This is a genomic window from Rhodothermales bacterium, assembly GCA_034439735.1.
In the GTDB taxonomy this organism is placed as follows: Bacteria; Bacteroidota; Rhodothermia; order Rhodothermales; family JAHQVL01; genus JAWKNW01.
On the sequence record JAWXAX010000029.1, the window covers coordinates 23,806 to 45,525 of the forward strand.

The following is a 21,720-nucleotide window of genomic DNA, read 5'->3' on the forward strand; positions in this document are numbered from 1 at the left end:
CGTTTTGCTCAATATTGAGTGGTCATCATCCGGTGGCGTTCACCCAGCAAAATGACATAGCACCCTATGGAAACGAGCAGGACGTCCAAGAAAACTTCATCGGCCAGGACGACGGCCGTTTCAACTTCGGCGAGCGCCCATCACAGCGGAGCACATGTGCTGGAGGGTGATCGCGGCCGGACCATGATCCACCGCGAAGTCGTCGCAAAGATCGCCGGCCTGGCCGTACGCGAAGTGGAAGGCGTCTACCGGCTTGTCTCATACGGAGCAGGTCAAGCTGTTGCATCATTGGCCCGGTCCATCACACGCTCGGATGTAAAAGACCTCGGTATTCAAGTCGAAGTAGGGCAGAAGGAAGCCGCCATCGACGTCAAGATCGTGACCGAATACGGGTACAGCATCCCCTCGATCGCGGAATCAATCCGAAAAAACCTCGACCACCGCGTCCATGAGATGACGGGGCTCAATGTAGTGGATATCAACATCGAGGTCATGGATCTCTATTTCCCAGAGGATGAGGTGGTCGATGCCGCCGGAGCCCCCACCCGGCGTGTCGAATAATCGCCTTGATAACCGGCCGCCACTAACCGGTTATGGCTTGTATCATTCCGCTCATCCGCGAGCCCTCTCTCATCATTGCGCACAGCCCTGGAGGCCGCGTGTTAACGAATAGAAAACACCATGGACTGTATTGATAGAATCAAGCGAGTTTCGAAGACTCGCAATATGTGGAAGGGTGCGGCAGTGCTCCTATGGCTCCTGTCATACACCGGGATTTCCAGCGCTCAGGTTTCTGATCTGAGCTATACCCTTTCTCCTACCGCCCAACGCGTCAACTGGGCTGGCGATGCCGGATTGAAGGATGGCTATCAGTTTGGAGGATCCCTGGGCTTCGGCTTCGGGGAATTCGTTCAGCTGAGTGGACTGTATATGCTGGGCCGCGATTTCGCGACCGACTTTGGAGACTTCTCGTCAGGCGACTCCCTGTTCATGCAGTCGATCGAGTCCATTCCATCGCGGGATCTCGAATTGCAGCGTTATGGCGGCGAACTGCGGCTCAATATCGCACGCGGGTCGATTACCCCCTTCATTACCGCAGGCACCGGCCTCATCAAGTTCGAACCCAAAGATCTGGAGTCGTTCGAGCGCATCTACCTGTCGGGCGGAGCCGGTGTGTCGTTCAGTGTGGCGGATCGGTATAGGCTTTCCGTACAGGCGCAAAACCTGGCGTATCGGTACAGTCCGTCTTCTTTATTCTCGGTGGATGAACTTGCCACCCTCGGCGACACCGGTACGCTCAGCGAGCAGCAATCCGTCCGCAACTGGGCGTTCAGCGGTAGTCTTTCGCTCTTCCTTGGCGGGCGGCGCCCGGGGCAACTGTCTGAAATTGACCGCGCGTTCAGCGACCAGTTCTCCAGCGGGTTGCGAGGACTTAGTGTGACAGCTGAACCCTTTTACGGGCAGATTAGCTTCGATGAAAATCTGGGGTACCGGACCAGCCAGACGGTTGCCGGCGTCGGTGCGAGTTTTGATTTCGGGCCCTACCTGGGATTGCGCGGGTTCTACTGGCGTGGCTTAGACGGGAGTGCAGCGGACGACATCCAGTTCTACGGCGGCGAGATGCAGTTCAACCTGAGCGACGGAGAGGGAGTCGTCCCGTACTTATTGATAGGGGGAGGCTACGTTGACGTACTGAATGGGTATCAAGTACCAGATGCACTCGTCGAAGCCAAGGACAATCCGTTCGCGGTTGGCGGCGGCGGTCTGGCGTTCCCGATTTCGCCGCGCTTCAAATTGCACGCCGGCGTGCGCGCCATGTTAATGAGCACGGACAACCTGGAATCCATCAGCGCGCCGAATCAGGTTCAGACAAGTTGGATGTATACCGGTGGCGTCAAGTTCGCACTGGGTGGCCAGCGGGCTACACGCCCCGATGTGCTGTACAGACAAGAAATGGAGGACGAAGTCGCTCGTGTACAGTACGAAGCGGCCCTTCGAGAAGCTGAATTGAACGACGCCATTGCCATTTCGCAGGCACGCACCGACTCGCTGAATCACGCACTTCTGCTCGCGGACGCGCGCGGCGATTCGTTGAATGCATCCCGGCTACGGCTCGAAAAAGCAAGCCAGGAAGCGGCTCAACAGCGCATCGAAGATCAAGCAAACCGGGCCGCGCACGTAAGCGAAGCAGCGCAGGTCACTGCCGAGCCTGCGGTGGTTCGCACCGCCAGCGGTGATCGTTTTGTCACGCTCCCTCTTCCTGAAGAAGGCGAACTATACATCCGGTTCGGCACGCCCGGCGGCGTGAACATCGAATCGACCTATGAAGAAACAGGCGTGAGCGCTCCGCAGCCAACAACAGCGGTATCCGCTCCAGTTGAGCCGCCGCTCACGAATACCCAGATCCGTGCGATCATGAGCGAGACGCTCCGGGAAGCTCTGCGTTTACAGGAGACCGATTCCCTGCGCAGCCAGGCGCTGCCTTCGCAAAACAAGACGGGCAGTGAATCCATCGATCGGCAGCAGGAAATCTTCGACCAGCTCCAGCTGCGGCTCGACGAACTGGAACGCCGCATCGATTCGACGCAGCGTCCTTCTCAACCCGCACCCACGGGCGACGTGAGGCCGCCTGCCGGCGTCACCCAGGATGACATCGGGCAACTCGAGCGTCGCTTCGAAGACCGATTGGACGATCGTATCGAGTCGCTTCGCGCCGAGATTCGTGCGATCCCGAGATCGAACACAACGCCGCAACCGGCACCGCCTGCCGTCGTCGTCGTGCAGCCGGCCGAGTCGGCCGGCCAGACGCAGACGGTGGAACAGGTCGAGGTCGGCTCAATCTCGGGAAGCGGCCGTCAGCGTCCCTCGTATCAGCTGGACCATATCCGGCCATTTATCGGATACAATCTCGGAGGAGATCCGAACCAGTTTCTGGTCGGGCTACGCGCCGAGTGGCAGCAACGGCAAGGCACCAGCGCATGGCGTTTTCTGCCAGAACTCGTCCTCGGGTTTGGCGAGGGTTCGACCATGATAAACCCCAGTCTGAATGTTGCCGTCCCAGTGGTCCCAATACAGCGGCTTTACCCGTACGTCGGAGGCGGACTTGGCTTGCTTGGATTTCTAAGTGCGCCCGATGGAACAGACGCCTTCGAGGCCACTCTCAACCTCCTGGTTGGGACAGAATTCGATATGGGGACGAGCCGCCTCTTCATCGAATATGCGAACATCGACTTATCGAGTTACAACCGCATCAATGCAGGGTACAGATTAACGTTCTAACCAGCTCTCGACCGCTTTTCCCCGCCCTGTATTTCCCTGCACCAGGCTTTTTCCGGATGATGCCATGCGCTACCACCCCTTACTTGCGGGACTGTTGGCTGTTTGCATCGGGTCAAATCCCTCCCTGGCACAACAGGCTACTGATCTTCCCTCCGATGCGCAGCGTGCGGATAGTTCGGCGCGCCCGGTCATGGAGCGCGTGACGATGCCATTGCCCGAGTCCGGGCTGTTTTACCTCCGGATGGGGACCCCGGGCGGTGTACAGATCGACAAACGACGCACCGTGAGACACGCTCCGAGAACGCCTGATAGGCCGGCGGCACTTCCTGTCGCCGCGCCCGAACCGATGTTCCTCTTGATCCCTACCCCGCCTGTGTCGGAAGCGGTCGTTCAGCGCGCCGCGCCTGCAACGACTGAACGGCTCGCTCCGACACCCTCCGAAGAAGGTGCAGACTGGAGGGATCTACAGGACCTCGAGCGCTACTTGCTTGAGCAAATGACCGCCCGCATCGATGCGTCGATCGAAAAGAATCGAGCCCTCATGCGCGAAAGCGAGGCCTACTTGATCGGGCGCATCGACGACCGATTCGATGTGCTCCGCCGGGAGATCTCGGAATTACGCGCCACGCTGCAACCCGCCGGCCAGACTGCTGTCGTAACAATACCGGGCGGACAGGCACCTGGACGGGATACGACGAGTAGCCTGGCCATTCGAGCCAATGAAGCCATCGTACCGTCTCTGGATGCACAGACCCAGCGCACGCTCACCCCTGCACCTCCCCCCCACTTGTCCTTGCCCATCGTCGAACGCATTGAACGGGCTATGCTCGAGACCGGTGTCTTTCTGGCGCTGTCGATCAACTTCGAGCTCGGTAAGGAACAGCTCCTGCCTTCCTCCCTACCCACCCTCGACGCCGTTGGCCATGTCCTGACCAATTATCCTGACCTGCAGATCGAGATTGCAGGCCATACCGATTCTACCGGCCCCCTGGCGTTAAATCAGACGCTCTCGCAGGCGCGGGCCGAGTCCGTCCGCTCGTATCTCCTCGCTACAAATCCCGGCATCGTCCCGGAGCGGCTTGTGGCGCGCGGATACGGACCTACCCGGCCGCTCGCCAGCAATGATCGACCAACCGGACGCATGCTCAACCGGCGGGTAGAGTTTACCGTCCTCAATCCTGAAGCGACGCAACGGCTCACGCGCACCACTTCGCTATCACCCGTGGATTCATCGACGACGGATAGCGAAGTACTCCGCCTGCTGCGCGAACTGCTCGAACAAGAACTGCTGCGTACCGAGCCTGCACGCCCAGACACTTTGCATTGACGATTATGAACGCGAAACGCGTACCCACTCCGCTTATGTCTGCCCTGATCACAGGGCTCTTCCTCGTTGCAGGATGCACTGCTCCCGAACCTCCGGCAGTGGAGATGCAGGACGGTCGCCTCGTGCTCGCCGGCGCTTCCCTGGAGGAGCACATCGAACGTTCGTTGGCCTTTGAAGGCAGAACCTTCGTGTGGAAAAACCCGGAAGGAGATGTTACGCTCGAAGGAATAGATGCTCCAATCGCGACCTTACGTTTTACGAAACGAGCAAGGGGAAACGACCGAGTCGCTGCGCAAGAGCATCTCGATGGCATTGAGCTACGTGAAAGTGGCAGCGAATCCGCATTCTCGTTCACGGCGCATTATCCACGTAAATCCACACACAGTGCTGTCGCGTTGGCCGGCCAGCTCCCCAGAGCTACGAACCTCTCACTCGAAATCAATAATGGTAATATCGCGTTGACAGATGTCGCCGGCGACCTTACTGCAAAAAGCGTCAATGGCTCGATCACGGTTCGGCATCAGAACGGTACCCTCAAGCTGGCCACCGAGAATGGTGATATCTTCCTGGTGGAAAACACCGTGCATCTATCTCATCGTATCGAAATGACAACCCTGAACGGGGACATAGAACTCTTTCTCCCGGAAAACATCGACGCAACTGTAGACGCCAGTACGTCCGTCGGCACGATCGAGTTGTCCGGTCTTGCGCTCTCCACAAAAGCATTCGAACAAACATCCGTGGGTGCTGCATTGGAAGCCACGCTCGGAAAAGGTGGCCCAACAATCCTACTGAGCACCCAGAAAGGGCGAATTAATATCGGCACGATCCCCGTATCTATACCCGAGAAGAGGCCTGAGACTACTGGCGTCGACTCAGTAGAGGTCCAGCAAACGGTGCCCGACTATCCAATGCCTGACACCACAACAACGCCGGCTCGCCAACCGGTGTTGTAATGTGCCGTACTGCGTCTTCGAGTTCATGATGGTTACCGATCCGGTACATTTTGCCTACCTTGTGGCTCTGCATTCGAAGACATGCGTAGGAGCTGTATGATTCCCTTTGTTGTACCACAGGATGCCCGCGTTCCCAGGGACTCTCTGTCGATCTCCCAGTCGCTCGCGGATTCCAGCGCCGCGGCGGATTCACTTCAGAGCGACAGTTCGATCTTATCGCTCACCCCGCGACTGGCCGAGGCGCAATCCCAGCTCATCGACGGTCAATGGGAAGAGATCATCAAGACGTTTTACACCGAACTTACGAGCATTGCGGCGACGTTCATCCCCAGGCTGGCCAGCGCCTTGTTCGTCCTTTTCCTGTTCTACCTCCTGTTCCGATTTAGCAGCAAGCTCCTGCGCCAGCTCTTACATCGGAGCAAACATGTTGACGCCGGCCTGGAAGGCCTGCTCACGAAGACCTACGCCGTCGTCGCGTGGATCTTCATCGGGATCATGGTGCTCGCACAGTTCGGCATCAACGTCACCGCTCTGCTTGCCGGCCTGAGCGTGGCCGGCATCGCGGTGGGGTTTGCGGCGCAAGATACCCTCCAGAACTTCATCGCCGGCATCACCATCCTGACCGATCGTCCCTTTCGAATCGGTCATTTTGTTGAAGTGGACCAGGTGTATGGGCAGGTAGAGGAAATCACGCTCCGTTCCACGCGTGTACGAACCCCGAATAACGAGGTCATGGTGATGCCCAATTCGCTGATGATCAACCAGAAACTGGTCAACCATTCGCTCTTCGGAGTGCTGCGTATCGAGATCCCGTTCGGCATTGCGTACAAAGAATTTCCCCAGGAGGCTCGCGACGTGGTGCTTGCTATCGTTAAGGGCGACGAACGCCTGCACCCCGATTATACGCCGGATGTCGTGGTGACATCCCTGAACGACTCCAGCGTGGACATGAAGCTTAGGCTCCACATCAGCGACTCAAAACTGGCTGTCCCGATGAAAAGCGAGTACACGGAACGGATCCGGGAAGCGCTCCGCGATGCCGACATTGAAATCCCATTCCCACACCTCCAGCTGTTTATCGACGAAGCGAAGGCATTCCCCCAGGGCGGGGTCGCCTGAGCGCGACCGCATCGTATCCGGGGTTCGCGCGGGCATATCCGTAAATCTTATCACAAATTTTCATAATGAACCCGGGAATTCGCGCGGGCATTTCGCAAACCCCGGGTTCGCGCGGGCATATCCGCAAATCTTATCACAAATTTTCATAGCGAACCCGGGCTACGGGTTGACATCTACGAATCACTTCGTATATTATCTACGAACCTATTCGTACATTAACTCCAGACCATCGTGCCTCCAGAATCCACCCTGCCCCGCCCCACCGATGCCGAGCTAGCGATCCTGCGTGTATTGTGGGATTGCGGCGCCAGCACCGTGCGCGCCGTCCACGAAGCGCTCGAGTCCACCCAGTCGACCGGCTACACGACCGTCCTCAAGCTGATGCAGATCATGCACGGCAAGGGCCTGGTGACGCGCGACGACGCCAACAAGGCGCACGTATACCGGCCGGCTGTTGAGGAGGAGGCCATCCAGCGCAACCTGGTGGCATCATTGCTCGACCGGGCGTTTCAGGGCAGCGCCGAGAAGCTCGTGCTCCGCGCCTTATCCCTGAAACCCAGCACCCCCGAAGAACTCGCCGCGATTCGTGCGTTGTTGGACAAACTGGAGGACACGCCATGAACGCGACTTTTGTAGATCTTGCGGGCTTGGCGCTACTGCACTCGCTGTGGCAGGGATTGGTAATCGCTGGGGCGTTGGGCCTGGCGCTGCACCTGCTGCGCGGCGTCTCACCGGGGGTGCGGTATCTGGTGTGTTGGGTGGCGTTGGTGGCGATGGTTGCCGCGCCGGTGGGGTTGGTGTTGGGTGGACAGGGGGGACTCGCTGGACAGGGTGTTGGGGGATGGGAGGAAGGAGCGGTGGCGCCGGCCACGACAGAGGGTTTGGGGGGTGGAGTGGATGAGGAGTTGGCGGCCTTGCAGGAATCCAGTTTTGCGGTGCGGCCGTTTCTGGTTGTGGGGTGGTTGGTGGGTGTTGTTGTGATGCTCGCCCGACTGGTGCTGGGTTGGCGGGCCGTGCATCGACTGTGCCGGCTGCCGGGCGAGGCGCTCGGCGAGGACCTACGGCTGGCCGTCGACCGGTTGCGGAATCGGTTGGGGATAGACCGGCTCATCCGCATCACCGTGACCGACCGCGCCGGCGAGCCGATGCTTATCGGATGGCTCAAGCCCGTTGTCCTGATCCCGGCCGCCCTGCTCGCCGGCATGCCGGTAGCGCAGGTCGAGGCCATCCTCGCCCATGAGCTGGCGCACATCCGCCGGCACGATTACCTTTTCGCCGTGCTTCAATCGCTGATGGAGGCCGTGCTGTTTTACCATCCGGCCGCGTGGTGGATTTCGGGGAAGATCCGCGAGGAGCGCGAGCGGGCGTGTGACGACCTGGCGGTAGCGGCGATCAACAACCGGGTGACGTATGCCCGTGCGCTGGCCGGACTGGAGCAGCGCCGGGTGGAGTCGACGCGGCTGGCGCTGCTGGCTGGCGGAGGGTCGTTGCTGGAGCGGATCCAGCGCCTGGTGGAGCCGCCGGCGCCGGACCGGTTGCGGTCGAGCGCCGGCGTGGTGCTGGTGGTGGCGATGGTGGTGATTTCCGGCTTCTTGATGGCGGCCTGCAACGAAAAAACCCTGCCTGGAGAGCCCCTCGTCGAAGACCTCGCCGCCCTTCCCGACGAGCTGGCCACGATGATCCAACAGGCGGATATCGAGGGGACGATTACGTACCTGCACGACCGGCGGGAGGCGGGGGATCCGGGGGCGTATCAGCTGTTGCTGGATGCTTTTCGGGCAGCGAAGGATGACGAATTGCGCCGTAACATGGTGTTCGTCTTCGCCCACTTCAACACGCTGGAGGCGGATCGAGAGCTGATCCGGATTGCTGAGACAGATTCGGAACCGAGAGTTCGGCAGAATACAGTTCGAGCCATCAATATGCGTATCCCCCGAGATCAGGCGGCCACTTATGGTGTCGCATTCACCCGGGGAGAGCCCATCGGATACAACGAACACTATCCCAAAATGTCCGATGAACAGATTGAAGCCGTCCGCCCGGGATTGAGGCGCATTGCGCTAGATTCCGACAACCCATCTAACTCATCTGCCGTGCATGCACTGGCGTGGCATGGTGACGAAAAAGAATTGCTCGAGGAGTTATTGATGGGTAGTGAAAACTATCTGCTACTTTCTGATGCCGTGGTGTTGCTGGGAACACCCGATGATCAGGGACGCTCCCTCAGGGATCTCTATCATCGCTGGAACGGCGAGGGATTGGGACGACACCACGTTTTAGGTCGACTGGTATCCAGCTTCCCTTCCATGGAAGGCGTTGAGTTGGTACTCGACGCCGCGAGAGACGACATGAAGCAACATTTCGAGGGGGAGTACGCGATTCTGATGGGTTATCTCGAGCGTTTTCCGCCGGAGCTTCGCCTGAACGCCATCACTCGATTGGAACAGGAGCAGGGGACATTCGAGGCGGGTAGTCAACCTGCCGACGAGCTGCGCGATATGATTAAGCGGCTGAACACGTTGTAGAAACGTCGTGGCAGCCCGAATCGCTCCTCCCCGCCCTCGCTAGCGCTCTGGCTGCCCCTCCTCACGGAGGAGGGGCCTGACCAAAATCCGCCGCCACCGCAATACCCAACCAGCCACCGCAATACCCAACCAGCCCCATCCTCCCGGGAGGGGGACAAGGGGGATGGTCGCGCCCCAATCGCTCCTCCCCGCCCTCGCTAACTCTCGGGCTGCCCCTCCTCACGGAGGAGGGGCCTGACCAAAATCCGCCGCCACCGCAACACCCAACCAGCCCCATCCTCCCAGGAGGGGGACACAGGGGGTGGTAAACCGGGTGGCACATTGCCTCCCAGGAGGGGGACACAGGGGGTGGTAAACCGGGTGGCACAACGCCAAACGTTATGCCCGCACCCGGCGAAACGTCTATATAGGCAGACCCCTCCCTCTGCCTCCCATGTCTCCCCAAGACCTCGCCCGAATCCGACGCCGCATCCTCCGCAAAAACGCCACGCCGGCGGAGCGCGTCCTGTGGGAATGCCTCCGCAACCACCGCTGTGCCGAACGCAGATTCCGCCGGCAGCATTCCATCGGACCCTTCATTGTCGACTTCTACTGCCACTCCGCCCGACTTGTCGTTGAAGTCGAAGGCGGCGTCCATAATGACCCATGGCGCGCCGATTATGACTACCGAAGGGATAGGTATCTGCGTTCGATGGGGCTCCGCGTTATCTATTTCAGCAACGAAGATGTCATCTACGCAACCGAGGCGGTGTTCTCCGCCATCGCGCAACATATCGTCAGAACGGGATCTTAATTCCTCCCTATATCATTCAGACCGTGCACAATGTACAGCCGAATGATGAAATCCATCCTCCTCGCGTTTATTGCCCTTTTTCTTGTTTCCGATACCGCCTCCGCCCAGGGCTTCCAGATCTTCAACGGACGCAATCACCCGGAGCTGAAGTGGCAGGTCGCCGAGACCGCCCACTTCCTGATCATGTACCCCCGGCACCTCGCCGGCATCGAGGCCGAGGCCGCCCCCATCGCCGAGGCTACCTACGCCGCGCTTTCCAGTAACCTCGGGGTGACGTTCGACCAGAAAATCCGCATCTACCTCTCCGACGAGGACGAAATCCTCAACGGCTTCGCCGTCCGTATCGGCAACGGGTACACGAACATCTGGGTACACGTAAACGACGTCGCCACCACATGGTCCGGCCAGACGAAATGGCTCCGCACCGTGCTCTCCCACGAACTCGCGCACCTGTTCCACTACCGGGCGGTGAAGGGGTCGCTCGGGTTCGCCGACATCTTCTTCGGCGACCCGCTTCCAGGGTTCTGGACGGAGGGCCTCGCGCAGTACCAGACCGAGCGCTGGGACGCCTACCGGGGCGACCAGTGGCTCCGCACCGCCGTCCTCGACGACCGGCTCTCCTACGAAGACGGCCGCTCGCTCTACAACGGGCGGCTCCTCTACGCCTCCGGCAATGCCCAGCTTCGTTTCTTCGCCGAACAATACGGCGACTCCGCCCTGGCCGACATGCTCGCCCACCGCAAAAAGGCATTTTTCGGGAGGATAACGGTGCACGACTTCTACACGGCTTTCGAGGAGACGACGGACAAGACCTACCGCGAGTTCTTCGACGACTGGCGCCGGCACATGAACGTGTACTACAACACGCTCGCCGGCCAGATGGAGAATATAGACTCGCTCGGGGTCGACCCGCTCGCGCTGCCCGGGCAGTACCTGTACGACGTCCGCTATAGCCCGGACACGACGCGTGTCGCCGTGCTTTCCGTACTCTCCGTCCGCCGGCCCGTGCGCCGGCTGTATGTGATCGACACAAAAAAGAAAACCCGCACCATCGCCGCCGAGGGCAGCATCGACGGACCCGTTTCCTGGAGCCCCGACGGCCAGACGATTGCGTTTGCTCGGACCGTGCGCGGTGCGCGAGGCAGCCTGCTCAGCGACCTCTTCACCGTCCGCGCCGACGGCAAGAAGCTGCGCCGGCTCACGAACAGCCGCCGCGCCTCTTCGCCTGCCTTCTCGCCGGACGGTCGCCAACTCGCGTTCATCGGCTCAGACGCCGGCACAGCCAATATTTTCTTGCTGGATCTTGCCTCGGGGCGAGAGCAGCAACTTACCTCGTTTGAGGGGGATGTCCAGATCGGCTCCCTGGCCTGGCATCCGTTCCAGCCCAAAATCGCCTTTGCCCGTTTTGACGCCGAAGGCAGGCGGGATATCCAGATTATCGACATCGATGCCCGCACCATCGCGCCGGCGACGGACGGGCAGCACGAAGACCACGGCCCGGTATGGAGTCCGGATGGCGATCAACTGGCCTACACGTCGCTGCGGGACCGGGTGCCGAACGTCTTTGCCGTCGACCTCGCCTCGGGCGCGCACCGCCGGGTGACCCACCTCGTCGCCGGCGCGCGGGTCCACCAGTGGATCCAGCCGGACTCCCTGCATCCCGCCGGCCGCCTCGTCGCCACAGCTGCATCATCCAAAGAGCGCGAGGAAGCGTACCGGATCGATGCGGACCGGCCCGTATTCACCGGCGAGCCCGTCGTCCCACCCGCCTACGCGGCGTGGACCGTGCATGAGCCGCCCGCTATTGTCCCCGCCCGGATAGCGCCCGATCCCACACTCATCATCGGCCGGAGTCGTTATCACTCGCTCCGCAACTTGACTCACGTCGCTTCCATTGCGCTGCCCTACTACAACGCGGCCGATGACTGGGGCGTGGCCGGCCTGACAAGCTGGACCGAGCCGCTGGGCAAACACCTGTTCGCCCTCACCGGTAGCCTGTCGATCCCCACGCCGTTCGCCAACAGCTTTGTGCTCGCCAGCTACGTCAACAACCAGCTCGTTCCCTCGATCACCCTCAACGGCTACTCCCTCCTCCCCAGCGTGCAGGCCTACGGAGACACCTACCTGGCGGACGGATTGAGTGGCGGCGACGTATCTGTCGACTGGCCGCTGGACATCGGGATCCAGCCGTATACGGCCACGCGGTTCGAGGCCCGGCTGCGGTATCTCCGCTTCGACCCGCTCAATCCCGACGAATTCGAGGCCTCGAGCCTCCTTCCCACACCGGCCGAAGGCGAGCAGGCCGACCTGCGGCTTTCCCTTACCCGCAAGCGTCTGCGCCCGTACGCCGACAACCTCATCCACCCGATCGACGGCCACGGCATCCGGCTGGAGGCGACGGCGGGGGCCCGCGTGTTGGGCGCCGACACCCGGTTTGTGCGTGGGGATGCGTCGGCCTTTGCCGTCCTGCCGGCGCTCGGGCTGAGCCGGCTGTATGTTTATGCTCATGGCCAGTTGATTCTGGGGGATGTCCTGCCCCAGCACCGCGTCGGCTTCGCGCGGTACGACGATGTGCAGATCACCGCGCCCGAAGTGGGCCTGCTCGCATTTGTCGACGCCAACCGGGTGCGAGGGTATCGTGAATTCGTGCTGGGCAACCGGCTCGCGTTCGGGACGGTGGAGTATCGGATGCCCATCGCCCCGAGCCTGCAGACCACCGTGCTCGGCTTTGTGTCACTCGGCGCCACTACCCTGGCCTTGTTCGCGGATGGGGGGATGGTCTGGGAGGACCGGGTGCGGCAGGCGCGCCGGCTGGGCGTGGGCGCGGAAGTCAAGAACGCTCTTGTCCTGGGCGGCGTGCTGACGATCGCGCACGCGGTGGGAATCGGGCAGCCCTACGATGTGCTGGGGACGGATCGGAATTACGAGATTTATTACCGCCTGAGGGCGGCTCTGCCGTTTTGAAGCCGACTCGCGTGGGTACATCTGGGGGTGCCCGTTGAGGCGTGAGGACGCGGAGGGCACCTCCTTTAAACCTGTAACCAGTAAACCTGCAAACCTGTAACAAAAAAGCCGGCGGGATGCGCCGGCTTTTTTATTACCCAATGTGCATCTGCAGCTCTTCGCGGCGGTGTTTTTGCCGGAGTTTGCGGAGTGCCTTTTCCTTGATCTGGCGGACCCGTTCGCGGGTGAGCCCGAAGCGCTGGCCGATCTCCTCGAGCGTGAGCGGGTGCTCGCGACCGATCCCGAAATAGAGCCGAGTGATTTCGGCCTCGCGGGGATGCAGGAGGCTCAGGGCGCGTTCGATGTCGATTTTGAGCGACTCGTCCATGAGCGAGTCGTCCGGTGCCGTATCCTCATCGTCCGGGAGCACGTCGAGCAGGCTGTTATCGTCCTCCTCGTTAAACGGCGCGTCCATGGACAGATGCCGGCTGGTATGCTGCATCGCTTCACGAACCTTTTCGACATCGACGTCGAGTTCGCGGGCGAGCTCTTCGATATTTGGCTGGCGCTCGTGCGTCTGCGCGAGGCGAGCACTCGTTTTGCGGATCTTGGAGATCGTGCCGATGCGGTTCAGCGGGAGCCGCACGACGCGGCTTTGCTCGGCGAGCGCCTGCAGAATCGCCTGACGGATCCACCACACCGCGTAGGAAATAAACTTGAACCCTCGGGTCTCGTCAAAGCGTTGCGCGGCCTTGATGAGGCCGTAGTTGCCTTCGTTGATCAGGTCGGCCAACGTGAGGCCCTGTCCCTGATACTTCTTGGCAACTGAGACCACAAAGCGAAGATTGGCGCGCGTCAGTTTATGCAGCGCTTCCTGGTCGCCCTGTTTGATCAGACGCGCTAACCTGACTTCCTCTTCGGGGACGAGCAGAGGGATCTGCCCGATCTCCTGAAGATACTGGTCCAGCATACGTTGCTGGCGAGGAACGTACATAGGCCTTCTAGCGGTTTGGTTGTAGCGATTGTGCGGGGAAGCTTCTCAGTTCTGGATGAGTGGAAGCGCCAAAGCAGAAGCGCCGGCAGTTCCTGCGTACACAGGCGGCGAATTCAGGTTGTATGCGCTGGATACAGCCAGTGGATGCGTCCCTTTCAAACCCCGGGCGCGTCGATTACTGGAGGACACGTACGCACGTGCTCACATACCGTTCCGAGCCTTATACAGGATTCAGCGGGGGGACCGATTTCCGCCGGACGCATCCCAAAAAGGACGTGGTTACCGGAGCGGGCACGGGGTTGTACTGGCACAAAACGAGCACAATACGGGCAACGCACATGCGGAACCTGAACCAACCAGCCCATGCCGGCCGTTCTCGTAAGGTTGAAGGCTCGCTGCCGGTGAAGGTTCCAACGGTGGGGAGGCGAGCCCATGGGTAGTGAAATCATCGGCAATTTCGGGTACGAAGTTAAACCCGGCGCCGGTTGTACTATAGAACAGTGCGTAGAACGACAAAACGAGTCGCCTCCATCATGCTTCCTACACACCATCCTTTCATCCTGGACGCTCGCGGAAAGTGGCTCGATTGCCGGCGCGAGAATCCAGCCGGCCCGGTCGTCATGGGCATCCTGAACGTCACGCCGGATTCGTTCTCCGACGGGGGCCGCTACACCTCCCTCGATGCGGCGCTGGCCCGAGTGGAAACGATGATTTCGGAAGGTGCGGCGATCATCGACGTCGGCGGCGAGTCCACGCGGCCGCGGGGGCGGGCCTATGGCGCCGGGGCTAGCGCGGTGGCCGAGGCCGAAGAGCGCGAGCGGGTTGTCCCCATCATCCGAGCCATCACTGGGCGTTTCCCGGACATCCTCGTCTCCATCGACACCTACAAGCCGGCCGTCGCCCGCGCCGCCCTCGAGGTCGGCGCCCACCTCGTCAACGACGTGACGGGTCTCCGCCTCTTCCCCGAGACGGCCGCCGTCGCCGCCGAGGCCGGCGCGCCGCTGATCGTCATGCATTCGCTTGGCCGTCCGGGCGAGATGCCCCACGAGCACCCCTACACCGACGTCGTCGCGGAGGTCTACGCCTCGCTCGACGCCTCGATCCAGACCGCCCAACGCGCCGGCGTGCGCGACATCGTCGTGGACCCCGGCTTTGGTTTCGGGAAGACGCCGGCGGAAAACGCCGCCCTGATTCGCCACACCGACGCCTTTCTCGCGCTGGGCCGGCCTGTGCTGGTGGGTGTCTCCCGCAAAAGCTCGATCGCCACCTTCCTCGGCGACCCCTCCCGCCCGCCGGACGCCCGGCTCTTCGGCAGCCTCGGCGCCACCGCCGTGGCCGTCCTCCGCGGCGCCACGCTCGTCCGCACCCACGACATCCGCGAAACCGTCGATCTGCTGCGGGTCATCGCGGCGGTGACGACAGCCGCGCCCCGTTGAGGCCTTCGAACCATTTTACGGCGTGCGATTTGAACGCGTGAAGCCTACCTTGGGCTATTCATCAAGCCGGCCTCCGCGTTGACGTTATTCGAGTGGTTCATACCGATCCGCGTCGTCGATCTCATCGAGATCGGCATCGTGGCGTTCATCCTGTACAAGCTGTATGTACTGATGCGCGGCACGATCGCCGTCCAGATCTTCCTGGGGATCGTCGCCCTCTCGCTCGTGCAGATCGTTGTCGCCTGGGCGGACATGACGATGCTTCAGACCCTCTTCCGATCGATCAACGAGGTGTTTGCCGTCGCCGTCATCATCCTATTCCAGCCCGAAATCCGTCGCGTCCTGTTCCTGCTCGGCAAAAACAACCCCCTCGCCCAGCGCTTTTTTGTCCCCCAGAGCCAGGAATCCGTTATTTCAGATGTGATCTCCGCGATCGCCGAAATGAGCAAGCAACGGATCGGGGCACTGATCGTATTCGAGCGACAAACGGGGCTGCGCAACTATATTGAAACCGGCACCCCGCTCCAGGCGGCGATCAGCCGTGACCTGCTCATCGCCATATTCTTCGAAAAAAACCCGCTGCACGACGGCGCCCTGATCATCCGCAACCAGCGGATCGAAGCCGCGCGGTGTATCCTACCGGTCTCCAACAGCAACCGGCTCAGTCCGAACCTCGGCCTGCGCCACCGCGCGGCCGTCGGCCTCACCGAGCAGACGGACGCGTTCGTGGTGGTGGTTTCCGAAGAAACCGGCCACATTTCGATCTCGAAAAGCGGAGAATTGATCTCGCGTTTGACCGCCGAGGAGCTCCGTTCCTACCTTACTGACGCGCTGGCGTGACACTTCTCCCTCAACCATCCCCTACCGTGACCTCCGACGACCGCAAATACGACCGGCTTCGGGCCCGCCTCGTGGAGGACCTGCGCGTCAAAGGGATCGAGGACGAGCGGGTTCTCGCCGCCATCGGCCGGGTGCCGCGGCACCGGTTTGTCGAGCCGGCCATGCAACAGCGCGCCTACGAAGACGAGGCCCTGCCGATCGGGCTCAACCAGACCATCTCCCAGCCCTACACGGTGGCCCATCAGACCCTGCTGATCGAACCGAAACGGCGCGATCGGATTCTCGAGATCGGCACCGGGAGCGGCTACCAGGCGGCGGTATTATGTGAGATGGGCGCCGAGGTCTATTCCATCGAACGGCATCAGGCCTTGCACGACCGCGCGAAGGCGATCCTGCGGGAGCTCGGCTACCGGGTCATCACCAAGTGCGGAGACGGAACGCTCGGCTGGCCGGCCTTTGCGCCTTACGACAAAATCGTGGTGACCGCCGGCGCCGCCGGCGTGCCCGAAGCGCTGCTGGAACAACTCGCCCAGCCGAAAGGCGACACATCCGGCGGCTGCCTGGTCATCCCCGTCGGATCGGCGGACGAACAGATGATGAAGCGCATTTACCGCACCGGCGAACACACCTATCGACACGAAGAAACCAACGTCTTCCGCTTCGTCCCGCTGGTTGGGGAGGGGAAATTGATCCGGGGGAACCGGTAAAAACGCGTTAATCGTCAGACACAACGGCTCCGAATCCGGACCATACGGACACGATGGCACAACGTCATCATTCGATGATCGTGCACGCGCCTGTTTCGAATGCTTCGCGGAGGGCTTCGGTGGCGTCGGCGCGTAGGGCGTCAGGGGTGGTGTGGCGGTCGTGCAGGAGGGCGATGCCGATGCTCACCCCGCCGACGAGGTGCTCGGTATCCGCGGCCAACTGTTCCTGCAGGCTCAGCGCCCAGGCCTCGACATCGGACACCTCTTCATGGTGGAAAACGCCGTACGTGAGTTCGCCGAACCGTTCGAGCCGGCCGTCCAGCAAGGCCTCCTGAAGGGACTTCTGCATCGCGCGTTCCGTGGCACCCAGCGCCTTGACACCCTGGCCGGCGATGGCTTCCGCCCGGTTGAGGTAGATGAGCGCGAGCGAGAGGGGCAACTCGTTGGCCCGTGCGTTCTCCATCTCTTCGGCGATGATTTCACGACGGGGCCGGATGCGCAGACGATCTTTCTGGACCGCATCGCCGGGGAGCGGCGAGCCCAGGTAGGTCCCGATCAACGTGGCGAACTGCCCCAGAAGCAAGCGCTGCCAGGGATCGTCGAGGTCCCGCCAGGCCAGCGCGTCGATGAGCAACAGATAGGCCAGTTCGTCGTCCGGCACCCGCACCGGCGCTACGGCCACCTGCCGCACCGATACCGGCTGGCGGTAGTAGCCGAGCGCCTCCCAGGTCGTTTCATCGCTGCCGATGTCTTTGATGGAGACCGGCACCAGCTCCATCGCCTCTACCAGGAGGGACGGGTGGATGGAGATCGATCCGTCGGCGTGGACGTGCTCGTTTTCACTAACGATGGCGACAACCTCGTACCGGTTGCCGCCGTCCTGACGGACGAGGCACACCGAGTAGCCGCCGGCGGAGGCCCGGATGGCCTGGAGCAAAGCCACCAGGTCCGGCCGACCGCCGCTCTGTGCGACCGGCGCAGACGCCGGTTTCGCAGGCGCCGGAGGCTCGGGTTCGACAGGGGCGGTCACGCGTTCGACCGGAGGTGCGCTGACCGGTTCGGGCTCGAGCTCCTCATCCCGTGCATTCACCAACTCGGAGACGGGCTCAATCACAGGTAGCGAAGCAGGCGTCGGCGAAGCAACCGGAACCGGCGCCGATTGGGCCGGCGGGCTGTCCGACCGGCGCGCCCTGGGCTTGATTTCAAGGATACCGAGCGCGCTCAGCTCCTGCTGAGGCGGCACGGTGGGCGGCGAGGGGATCGTCCGTGTGCCAATGGCGGAGCGCTCGAACCGCTTGTACAAAACTAGAGCGCCCAAACCGACAACCAGTAAAATCCCGAACGCAACAGTGAGCACGATAGCGAGGGTGCTGCTCATGCAGAATACGAGGAAGGACGTGAGCTTTGAGATACGCCCGCACGTGGCGGGCTTCGTAACGGACGGGCTGTAATCCGGTCCGGCAATCTAGCAGGAAGCCTCGGCAAAGTCAACTCGCCCGCCGGCAGCGCGGCGCCCCGCCTGGAGCGCACGGTCAGTACATAGGCAGATCCAATCTCACACAAAAACAGCACATTTCACGCATAACTTCGCGGCTTGGATTGTGGTACCAGTGGCCGATACCAAGCGTACCGGTATACACATGCCCCTGGAATTACAATGCCCTACTTACTCTATGCGGATGCGCCGATCTCGGCCGCATCCGTGCACCCTACGCTGAAGCGCTCGCTGCCTCTTCTCGCCGCCTTCGCCCTGCACATCCTCACCGCTGGGGGCGTATTCGCCCAGTCCCAGGTCATCGACTTTGAAAGCCTGATGGAAGGGCAGATTGTCCGCTCCGTGACCGCCACAGGTGGATACGGCGACATCAGCGTGTGGGGCACAAACCCCGGCTGCGCGGCCAACGCCGCCGTGATCTATGCCACGACCTGCCCGGGCGGCTGCTCGGGTGACGACGAGGACCTCGGCACGCCGAATGAAACCTACGGAGGCCCCGGCATCGGCTCGGGCGGGGAGGCAGGCAGCGCCTATCCGAACGACAGGCCGCTCGGCAACGTACTGATCGTCCAACAGGGCTGCGGCACGCTTAATTCCGACCCCGTGGCAGATCCCCGCGACCACGGCGGGAATACCACCCTCCGCCTCGATTTCCCGACACCGATCTCCGTCACCGCCTTCACGGCGCTGGATGTGGAAACGCACGAGTCGATGATCGTTGAGTTCCTCGACGCCGCCGGTGCCGTCGTGACGGCTGTCGCCCCGCCGGCCACCGGCGACAACGGTAAGGTTGTCGTCGCCACCAACGCGGTAGACATCAGCACCATGCGTGTCACCCGCCAGGGCTCTGGGGCGTTGGACAACATCACCTTCACGCCCGGCGCATCGGCCGACCTTGAGATTGCCAAAACGGTGGATAACCCGGCGCCCGACTCCGGCGCGACGGTCGTCTTTACGATTACCCTTACCAACCAGGGTCCGGACGAAGCGACGGGCATTCGCATAGAAGATCGGATGCCGGCCGGGCTGGTATATGTCGACTACGCCGGCGACGGCACGGTCGTCCTCAACGCCAGCTCCTTGGAGATCGCCATCGACGCCCTCGCGGCTGGCGCTTCCGTGACCGGAACGCTCACCGCACGCGTCGAAACCATGCTGCCGGTCGAAAACGTGGTCGAGGTCATGGCCGCGGAGCCGCCCGACCCCGATTCGACACCCGGCAACGGAGATACTTCGGAGGACGACTGGGCCTCGGCCGCCGTCACCCCGGGGAGCACCTCGGGGGGCGGCGACGGCGGCATCGAGAGCGACGGCAACATGGCCTCCCAGCTTGCGCGGCGTATGTTCACTCGCCGGCAGGACGCCCAGGCCGCCCGAGCCCTCCGCGCCGCACCGGAGCCCGTGCCGTTTCATGCGCAGACGCTCAAGGGCGAACGCGTGTACGGGCTGGCTTCCGATAACGTCGCCGGCATCATCCCCGAAGAAGGGCCCCAGTTCAGCCGCGCCTTCGAGGTCTCCCCGGTCGACTTGCTCGATTTCACCAATGCGACGAGCGTGCTCGCAGTGGATTACATCCGCCTCGACGGCCGGCGCGTGGCCGCGATCTTCACGGCCACGTCGGCCTCCGGCGAGTTGTACGACCATACCAAAGTCACCTGCGACCGCCTCGGCGGCGGCATGCTCAGCGATGTACGGACGGTGACCGTGAACGAGCAACCGTTCATCCTGTCCAAGCTGCACCAGCCGAACGGCGAGATCGACTACGCGATCAGCTTCGTGGCCTACCGCCAGGGCGATCGGTACACGATCGATAGCCGATTCGCCCCCCGAGAGTACGACGTGCCCGACGGCATCGACGAGGTCATCAACATGCAAATCTGGAGCGTCGCTCCCGAATTCACGCAGGCGCTGTTGAGCGACCTGCTTGGCCGGCTCGGCCAGCGCGGCTACGTGACCTACGCCAACGACGACACCCAAGCGCCGAGCGTGTTCGTGGTGGACGGCACCTACCGCCAGGGCTCGCTTCGTCTTCGCCTCGCCAACCGCGTCGGCCCGACGCAGGTCACCCTCCGCGGCTCCCTGGCGATGACCGAAAGCGACGCCGACAACCGGATTCGAACCCCCTTCATGCGGACGATCGCGCTGCCGGCCCCCGCCCCGGGCACGCACTATTCGACGGTCGACGTCGAGGTGGGCGCCGTCTACGACGCCGCCTTCTTCGTCGAACACGAAGCCTCTGCAAGCTACGACCAGATCTACCATGCCGACGGCCCCTGGAGCTTCGCCGCAGGCGAACAGACCACAGTCGACGCCTTCGAGACGCACGGCTTCCGGCAGACGTTCGTCGGCGACCGCTATGTCGTCGAGCGCGGCGGTACGTTGGACGGCACGGTGACCGACTGGGCGAGCCTGTTCCGCTACCTGCGCCCCGATGGCGAGCCGGTCGACCTGTCCGACTACGGCAACCTGTCCTTCTCTGCCTATGGCGAGGGCCGCGTCCGCCTCGTGATCGAAAAAGCCGGCATCGACACGTGGGATCAGTTCGGCTACACGTTCGAACTGTCCCCGGAACCTACGACGCACCAGATCAACTTCGCCGACTTCCGCCGCTCCCTCGTCCAGGGCGACGCATTCGACGCGAATGACGTGACGCTGCTCGCCTTCTACGCGTTGGGCAATGGCAATACAACAACGCCGTTTACCATCCACATCGAACACATGAGCTTCGGCCTGGACGGGGCGGACTCGCCGGCCGGCCTGCCCCTGGAATTCGGGCTGGAGCAGAACTATCCGAACCCGTTTAATCCGACGACGGAGATCGCGTTTATGCTTTCGGAGGCAAGTGACGTCCGCATGGCGGTGTACGACATGCTCGGCCGCGAGGTAGCCGTGCTGCTGGAGGGCCTCCAGCCGGCCGGCCGCAACACGGTCGCTTTCGAAGCAAGCAACCTCCCGAGCGGCCTCTATCTCTACCGGATCGAGACGTCAAAAGGCGAAACCGCGAAGCTGATGAGCCTGATGAAATAGCGATTAGCGAATAGCGATTAGCGATTAGCGAATAAACGATTAGCGAATAAACGATTAGCGAATAAATGGTGGCGGCCTTTCCCCGTTCCCCAATCGTTTAATCGCTAATCGCTATTGGCTAATCGCTAATCCTAATCGTTTCCGTTCCATCCGGCATCGGGATCTCGGGCAGACGGATGGCCGGGTCTTCGTCGGGGTCCCACGGGTTGGGCTCGGCCCAGATCTGGCCGCCGTAGGTGCGCATCACCACGCGATCGCCGCTGCGTCCCAGGACGTAGC

The 21,720-nt window shown here is 61.9% G+C and carries 15 protein-coding genes; 13 read left to right on the forward strand and 2 right to left on the reverse strand.

Features of this window, described 5'->3' with window-relative positions:
• The first annotated feature begins 183 nt into the window (after nucleotides 1-183).
• The 9 genes from SH809_01930 (at nucleotide 184) to SH809_01970 (ending at nucleotide 12,963) form a co-directional block, all read left to right on the forward strand.
• On the forward strand, nucleotides 184-561 hold the full coding sequence (locus SH809_01930; protein ID MDZ4698439.1) for an Asp23/Gls24 family envelope stress response protein: 378 nt from the start codon (nucleotides 184-186) through the stop codon (nucleotides 559-561).
• Nucleotides 562-744: 183 nt separating this feature from the next.
• Nucleotides 745-3,279, forward strand: coding sequence for a hypothetical protein (locus SH809_01935; protein ID MDZ4698440.1), 2,535 nt, complete (start codon nucleotides 745-747; stop codon nucleotides 3,277-3,279).
• Nucleotides 3,280-3,625: 346 nt separating this feature from the next.
• Entirely contained in the window at nucleotides 3,626-4,606 is a 981-nt protein-coding gene (locus tag SH809_01940) for an OmpA family protein (GenBank protein MDZ4698441.1), read from the forward strand.
• Between the two features lie 35 nt (nucleotides 4,607-4,641).
• A complete protein-coding gene (locus SH809_01945; protein ID MDZ4698442.1) occupies nucleotides 4,642-5,562 on the forward strand; it encodes a DUF4097 family beta strand repeat-containing protein in 921 nt (306 codons plus the stop codon).
• A 96-nt stretch (nucleotides 5,563-5,658) separates the two neighbouring features.
• Entirely contained in the window at nucleotides 5,659-6,681 is a 1,023-nt protein-coding gene (locus SH809_01950) for a mechanosensitive ion channel family protein (protein ID MDZ4698443.1), read from the forward strand.
• Nucleotides 6,682-6,912: 231 nt separating this feature from the next.
• Entirely contained in the window at nucleotides 6,913-7,302 is a 390-nt protein-coding gene (locus tag SH809_01955) for a BlaI/MecI/CopY family transcriptional regulator (GenBank protein MDZ4698444.1), read from the forward strand.
• Nucleotides 7,299-9,206: a M56 family metallopeptidase gene (locus tag SH809_01960; protein ID MDZ4698445.1), complete on the forward strand. Its 1,908-nt coding sequence runs from the start codon at nucleotides 7,299-7,301 to the stop codon at nucleotides 9,204-9,206. Before SH809_01955 ends, SH809_01960 begins: the two co-directional genes overlap by 4 nt.
• Nucleotides 9,207-9,639: 433 nt before the next feature.
• Nucleotides 9,640-9,999 carry an endonuclease domain-containing protein gene (locus SH809_01965; protein MDZ4698446.1) on the forward strand — a complete coding sequence of 120 codons (360 nt, stop codon included), beginning with the start codon at nucleotides 9,640-9,642 and terminating at the stop codon, nucleotides 9,997-9,999.
• Nucleotides 10,000-10,041: 42 nt separating this feature from the next.
• Nucleotides 10,042-12,963 carry a hypothetical protein gene (locus SH809_01970; GenBank protein MDZ4698447.1) on the forward strand — a complete coding sequence of 974 codons (2,922 nt, stop codon included), beginning with the start codon at nucleotides 10,042-10,044 and terminating at the stop codon, nucleotides 12,961-12,963.
• A gap of 133 nt (nucleotides 12,964-13,096) precedes the next feature.
• Here SH809_01970 and SH809_01975 read toward each other — a convergent pair whose 3' ends face one another.
• Nucleotides 13,097-13,936, reverse strand: coding sequence for an RNA polymerase sigma factor RpoD/SigA (locus tag SH809_01975; GenBank protein MDZ4698448.1), 840 nt, complete (start codon nucleotides 13,934-13,936; stop codon nucleotides 13,097-13,099).
• A 533-nt stretch (nucleotides 13,937-14,469) separates the two neighbouring features.
• On the opposite strand from SH809_01975, the gene folP reads away from it, so the two are divergent.
• The 3 genes from folP (at nucleotide 14,470) to SH809_01990 (ending at nucleotide 16,919) form a co-directional block, all read left to right on the forward strand.
• Nucleotides 14,470-15,372 (forward strand): dihydropteroate synthase, encoded by a 903-nt coding sequence (gene folP / locus SH809_01980; protein MDZ4698449.1) that lies wholly within the window; start codon nucleotides 14,470-14,472, stop codon nucleotides 15,370-15,372.
• Nucleotides 15,373-15,450: 78 nt separating this feature from the next.
• Nucleotides 15,451-16,212 carry a diadenylate cyclase CdaA gene (gene cdaA / locus SH809_01985; GenBank protein MDZ4698450.1) on the forward strand — a complete coding sequence of 254 codons (762 nt, stop codon included), beginning with the start codon at nucleotides 15,451-15,453 and terminating at the stop codon, nucleotides 16,210-16,212.
• A gap of 26 nt (nucleotides 16,213-16,238) precedes the next feature.
• Nucleotides 16,239-16,919, forward strand: a complete 681-nt coding sequence (locus tag SH809_01990; GenBank protein MDZ4698451.1) for a protein-L-isoaspartate(D-aspartate) O-methyltransferase — start codon at nucleotides 16,239-16,241, stop codon at nucleotides 16,917-16,919.
• A 67-nt stretch (nucleotides 16,920-16,986) separates the two neighbouring features.
• On the opposite strand, the gene SH809_01995 is transcribed toward SH809_01990, so the two are convergent.
• The gene (locus tag SH809_01995; protein ID MDZ4698452.1) at nucleotides 16,987-18,297 is read right to left on the reverse strand and encodes a hypothetical protein; all 1,311 of its coding nucleotides are present in this window, start codon (nucleotides 18,295-18,297) and stop codon (nucleotides 16,987-16,989) included.
• Between the two features lie 279 nt (nucleotides 18,298-18,576).
• Here SH809_01995 and SH809_02000 point away from each other — a divergent pair, with 279 nt between their 5' ends.
• Entirely contained in the window at nucleotides 18,577-21,441 is a 2,865-nt protein-coding gene (locus SH809_02000) for a T9SS type A sorting domain-containing protein (GenBank protein MDZ4698453.1), read from the forward strand.
• Nucleotides 21,442-21,720: the final 279 nt, after the last annotated feature.

Coding starts and splice junctions, on each gene's coding strand:
- SH809_01930 (MDZ4698439.1), top strand. CDS start 184: ATGATCCACCGCGAAGTCGTCGCAAAGATCGCCGGCCTGGCCGTACGC.
- SH809_01940 (MDZ4698441.1), top strand. CDS start 3,626: ATGTTCCTCTTGATCCCTACCCCGCCTGTGTCGGAAGCGGTCGTTCAG.
- SH809_01945 (MDZ4698442.1), top strand. CDS start 4,642: ATGTCTGCCCTGATCACAGGGCTCTTCCTCGTTGCAGGATGCACTGCT.
- SH809_01950 (MDZ4698443.1), top strand. CDS start 5,659: ATGATTCCCTTTGTTGTACCACAGGATGCCCGCGTTCCCAGGGACTCT.
- SH809_01960 (MDZ4698445.1), top strand. CDS start 7,299: ATGAACGCGACTTTTGTAGATCTTGCGGGCTTGGCGCTACTGCACTCG.
- SH809_01965 (MDZ4698446.1), top strand. CDS start 9,640: ATGTCTCCCCAAGACCTCGCCCGAATCCGACGCCGCATCCTCCGCAAA.
- SH809_01970 (MDZ4698447.1), top strand. CDS start 10,042: ATGATGAAATCCATCCTCCTCGCGTTTATTGCCCTTTTTCTTGTTTCC.
- SH809_01975 (MDZ4698448.1), bottom strand. CDS start 13,936: ATGTACGTTCCTCGCCAGCAACGTATGCTGGACCAGTATCTTCAGGAG.
- folP (MDZ4698449.1), top strand. CDS start 14,470: ATGCTTCCTACACACCATCCTTTCATCCTGGACGCTCGCGGAAAGTGG.
- SH809_01995 (MDZ4698452.1), bottom strand. CDS start 18,297: ATGAGCAGCACCCTCGCTATCGTGCTCACTGTTGCGTTCGGGATTTTA.
- SH809_02000 (MDZ4698453.1), top strand. CDS start 18,577: ATGCCCTACTTACTCTATGCGGATGCGCCGATCTCGGCCGCATCCGTG.